Genomic DNA, 4,905 nt, shown 5'->3' on the forward strand with positions numbered 1-4,905 from the left:
TTTTGATGCGAATGATTTGTTGTTGCTGCAACTGCTCAAAAACTTTTTGAAGCACGCCACTTTTTGCCCATCGATTCATTCGAGTGTAGATGGTGTGCCAATTGCCGAAGCGCTTGGGTAGTCCACGCCACTTGCAACCATGCTCGGTAACATACAGAATAGCATTGAGAATTTGTAGATTGGAATGACTGACATTGCCACGTTGGCGCGGCATACAGTGTTCGATCTGTTGATATTGGCTTTCGGTGATTTACATCACCGCATTATATCAAATAGTGTTAACAGGCCCTAATAAAGCTTGGTGATAGTGATTTATAGCAATTTTGGGTTTCTGCTCATGAATTTCTGATTGAGCACGAATCAACCAGTACATCTCTAAGTCCTTAAATTGAGACTCATTACTAATTGCTATTTTTATCAATCGTTTTAACTGAGTTAACAATCCAGCTTGATTAGCAACATCCATAGAAAGCAGTAACCAACGAGGCTGATTTAAACGATGGTAGGCTTCTTCGCCGATTTTGATGGATTCTTCCGCTTGACCGATATCTCGCTTTAATAGAATCAATCGTTCTGCAGCAAGCACATTGGTACCATCAGATTTCCAAAGGATACTATAAGCCGATAGTGCATTTTCAGCTTCTTTTAACTCCCAAGAAATATCACCAAGAATTTCCCAGAAGCTTGAATCTTTCTCTGTCACATTATTCTGATTCGATAACAACATAGAAAACGCTTTCTCTGGCTGATTGTTTTGCCATAGTAATTTGGCTTGATTAACTATAGCTTCTGGCATACGATTAAAATGCTTTCCAATATATTGCCATGTTGCTATGGCTGGGGTTATTTGTCCTATATTTTCCTGCATCTTAGCTAATGCCTCCCATGCCTGGGAATTGTTCGGGTAACGCCTCACATAGGACTCCAAAAATTTAACCTGACGGATTTTTACTTTCTTCTGACTGCTGGCGTCGGTAACCTGATCTATTGGATTTTTTGTAGCATGAACTGATATTGGAATACTTACACCAGTCGCTACAATCATGGCGCCAATCAGCAAAGAGAGAATGCTCTTCAGAGAACAGATGTAATTGATCATTTTTATAATCTATTTATAGTTATCATATGCATATAGTAAACTGCTCATTTCCTCGCTGGATAATTCACGCATATTTGATAACTGCTCTAGCATTTCTATAGTAATGCCAAACAAATCCAGTCCTCTTGAAAGCCTAATTGTACTCAAAATAGCTACATCATCTCTTCTATTTCTGGCCAACCACAACCACTCTTTTATTGCCAGTCTCGGATTGTTAGTCCATTCTGCAATACGCGCCAAACTTTCGCGAGAATTGTGATCATCTGGGGTAACCTCAATCAATTTTTGGGTTAAGCTCAAAGCTGATAGAGTTTCCCCAATTGCAAGAGATCGATCAATTTGTTTTTTTATTTGATCAGGATTGTCAGGATCAAACGCCAATCTTTTATTACCTAATTCATAGGCGTGTTTTGGGTGATTATTAATTAGTGCAATATTGATCGCTGCATCTAATATCTCCGGGTCATCTGGAAATCGCTGCTGATAGGTGCGGAGATATTCAGGAGTGAGTTCACTGTCAGTGGTTGCTTGAAGTGCTTCAAGCGCTAGGATTGCAAATTTACGTGCCTGGACTGTATTCTCGGACAATTCATAGCATTCATTGTAAATTTCTGCCGCTCTATTCGGTAATCCAGATGCAAAATACCATTTCGCTGATTCTTGCAATTTCTCAAACCGTTCAGAAAGGGTAAGATTGATAGTTGACCATTGATAATAAAGGTCTGCAGCAATAGTGGGTTGATTAAGCTCTAGGCTTAGTTGAATAACTTTAGCATACAAAGCTAATGGAATCGGATTTTTACTAATCTCTGCGATACTGTCTTGTAATTTAGCTAATACTACATCGCGACTTAAATCATCTGCCGTTATTGAAAAATAATCCTTAAAATCTATTTCCAGCATCAGAAGTCTGGCATCTAGAAATTTAGGACCTTTTTCCGCGAGTAGTCTCTCTAATTCGCTACGAGCATTGCCATCTTGCCCCAAATTAATATAATTGCCTATCAGTTCCAGACGTAAATCGTCGTTGCCAGGAGTGATATTTAACAGAAGCCTTAAATACAATATTGAGATATGATCGGGTTGAGTTAATTTTAATAACTCTTTTAACTGCTCCTCCTTATAGAACATGAAGGAAAAAATAAGGACCAATCCGATACCAAAAAAAATATTGTTTTCTTCAAATCCCCAAACAAATTTTTATTCATGAGAGAGTCCTAATTGTAAAAATATTTCTTCCTTTACAAAAAGAGTTTAATCTGCTTACATCAGATGGATAAATACCAAAATTCTCATCGGCAAGGAATCATTCACTCTTGAGCAATTAAGATTGATACTTTTATCTACCTGTAGTTTTATATTTTCCTTTCTAAGCACATAATCCACAAAGTTGCTATCTTTCTAACTTGTTGGCATCATTAGTAACCGTGTAGAAGACGTGGAATTAAATGAGTACTTTCAGACACATTCGAAAAAACAAATAATCCTGTGGAAAGACCACGGGGCATTAGAAAAGCTCAAGTTGACGCAGCTCTTCTTTTGGTTTGCCTTGATTCTTCACATACCGCTCAGCTACGCACAGTGACTCGCTTTCTCTACAACATCTCGCGTCCCAACATTCTAAAACCTAATTAGATCCCCGGGGCAAGACCACGGGGGATCGCAAGCTCATCGATACGACCGCATACTTGTTTGGTATCAAGTACAGATAAGAATTCAGAAGGATAGCTTTGTTTATTCCACTGTTACTGCCTTGGCCAGATTTCTTGGTTTGTCAACATCAGTGCCTTTTTGCAAAGCAACATGATAAGCAAGTAATTGCAGTGGAATAGTATGAAGCATAGGACTGAACATTCCTGAATATCCTGCAAGTCGGATGATATGTACTCCTTCACTTTCCTTGATATTAGAATCAGCATCAGCAATCACATACAATTCCCCCCCTCTTGCACGAACTTCCTGTAAATTCGACTTGAGCTTCTCCAATAGTACATCATTGGGAGCAATTGCTATTACTGGCATTTCTTTATCCACCAATGCAAGCGGACCGTGTTTTAGCTCACCCGCAGCATATGCCTCAGCGTGAATATAGGAAATTTCCTTGAGCTTAAGCGCACCTTCCATAGCGATAGGATAATGTATGCCTCGCCCAAGAAACAAAGCGTGACGTTTCTGCGAAAAGTTTCTTGCCCATTCTTTTATTTGTGGTTCGATCTGGAGTGCTAACTGAATAGAAACGGGCAAATGTCGCAGCCCAATAAGCATTTCTTGTTCAAGCTCACTCGGGAATTTATTACGTAATTTTGCAAAAACTGAAGTCAGCAATATCAACACAGCCAGCTGGGTTGTGAATGCCTTGGTTGAGGCCACGCCAATTTCTGGCCCGGCACGAGTAAGGAAGCGCAAATCGGCCTGTCGTATTAATGCACTTTCAGGAACGTTGCAGATCGCTAGACTATGGTCATGTCCTAGTAACTTTGCATAATTTAGAGCCGCCAGTGTATCAGCAGTTTCACCCGACTGGGAAATTCCTACAACAAGTGTGCTGGGATTTGCTATTGGCTCACGATAACGGTACTCACTTGCTATTTCGACACTACAGGGCAATCCTGAAATAGACTCTAGCCAGTATTTAGCTACAAGTCCCGCGTGATAGCTGGTGCCACAAGCGAGTATCAGGATGCCAGAGGTCTTCTGAAAAATCTCTTCGGCTTTGGAGCCGAACAATCTTGGTGAAATAGACTGTGCATTTAAAACCATTTCCAGTGTATTTGCCACAGCAACAGGTTGCTCGAAAATTTCCTTCTGCATAAAATGTGCATAAGGACCCAACTCTACTGCTTCACGAGTCAAATCACTTTCGCGCACCGGACGTGTTACTTCGCTATTTAATTTAGTAGTTGCATCACAAGTCCGAATACGATAACGATCATGATATAATTCCGCCACATCCCCTTCTTCCAGATAAACCATTTTCCGAGTCACCTGCAACAACGCTGAAGCGTCAGAAGCTGCATAATTACCATTTTCACCAAGTCCCAGCAGCAAAGGCGCCCCATTACGTGCAACTATGATACGGCCAGGTTGCTCTTCGTCCATAACAGCAATTGCATAGGCACCTCGCAATTCCGCAACAGCCAAGAAGACTGCATCAAGTAAATCGTGCGTTGTTGCAAGATGCTTTGAAACAAGGTGGCCAATCACCTCTGTGTCCGTATCGGAGAGGAACTCGAACCCTGCTTCCTGTAAATCCTGTCTGATAGTCTCATGATTCTCAATAATGCCATTATGAACCACTGCTATTTTCTTTTCATTTCCTGAGAAATGTGGATGTGCATTACGTTCACAAGGCACCCCATGCGTTGCCCAACGCGTATGAGCAATGCCGGCAAATCCTTCTGTTTTATCATTACTGACGAGCTTTGCCAGTTCCGCCACTCGCTCTGTTGTTCGTAATCTATGCAAACCACCATTTGTAACTACTATACCTGCTGAATCGTAGCCTCGATATTCGAGCCTGAGCAGTCCTTCCAGTAAAACCGGCACTACATTTTCCCTTGCTATTGCTCCAACTATTCCACACATTACATTACCTTTTTATAGAATTATTCTAATTAGTTTAGTTCACTCAAAGCCCATGTTTCTTGTTAAATTATAAAATCAGACCTGCTTGAATGAGTGTAAGATCAAGACCAGCTGTCAGCTGAATTTCTATGGCCTGTTAACACTATCTAAGTGCTTCAACGATAAGAGCGAAATGGATGAAAGAAAGGAAGATGACATCCAGTTTGTCGAATCTGGAGAAT

At 40.7% G+C, this 4,905-nt stretch carries 4 protein-coding genes; all 4 read right to left on the minus strand.

Annotated features, from left to right (window positions below; translation table 11 throughout):
- Nucleotides 1-214 (minus strand): transposase (locus tag C4S39_RS14785; protein WP_146059784.1); only part of this gene is annotated, 214 nt, incomplete at its 3' end.
- Nucleotides 215-268: 54 nt separating this feature from the next.
- On the minus strand, nt 269-1,099 hold the full coding sequence (locus C4S39_RS14790; protein ID WP_103967697.1) for a tetratricopeptide repeat protein: 831 nt from the start codon (nt 1,097-1,099) through the stop codon (nt 269-271).
- 9 nt (nt 1,100-1,108) lie between these two features.
- A complete protein-coding gene (locus C4S39_RS14795; protein ID WP_146059785.1) occupies nt 1,109-2,251 on the minus strand; it encodes a tetratricopeptide repeat protein in 1,143 nt (380 codons plus the stop codon).
- A 582-nt stretch (nt 2,252-2,833) separates the two neighbouring features.
- Nucleotides 2,834-4,684 (minus strand): glutamine--fructose-6-phosphate transaminase (isomerizing), encoded by a 1,851-nt coding sequence (gene glmS, locus C4S39_RS14800; RefSeq protein ID WP_103967699.1) that lies wholly within the window; start codon nt 4,682-4,684, stop codon nt 2,834-2,836.
- Nucleotides 4,685-4,905 lie beyond the last annotated feature (221 nt).

It is taken from the genome of Nitrosomonas ureae, from assembly GCF_900108305.1.
Taxonomy (GTDB): domain Bacteria; phylum Pseudomonadota; class Gammaproteobacteria; order Burkholderiales; family Nitrosomonadaceae; genus Nitrosomonas; species Nitrosomonas ureae_B.

Coding starts and splice junctions, on each gene's coding strand:
- C4S39_RS14790 (WP_103967697.1), bottom strand. CDS start 1,099: ATGATCAATTACATCTGTTCTCTGAAGAGCATTCTCTCTTTGCTGATT.
- glmS (WP_103967699.1), bottom strand. CDS start 4,684: ATGTGTGGAATAGTTGGAGCAATAGCAAGGGAAAATGTAGTGCCGGTT.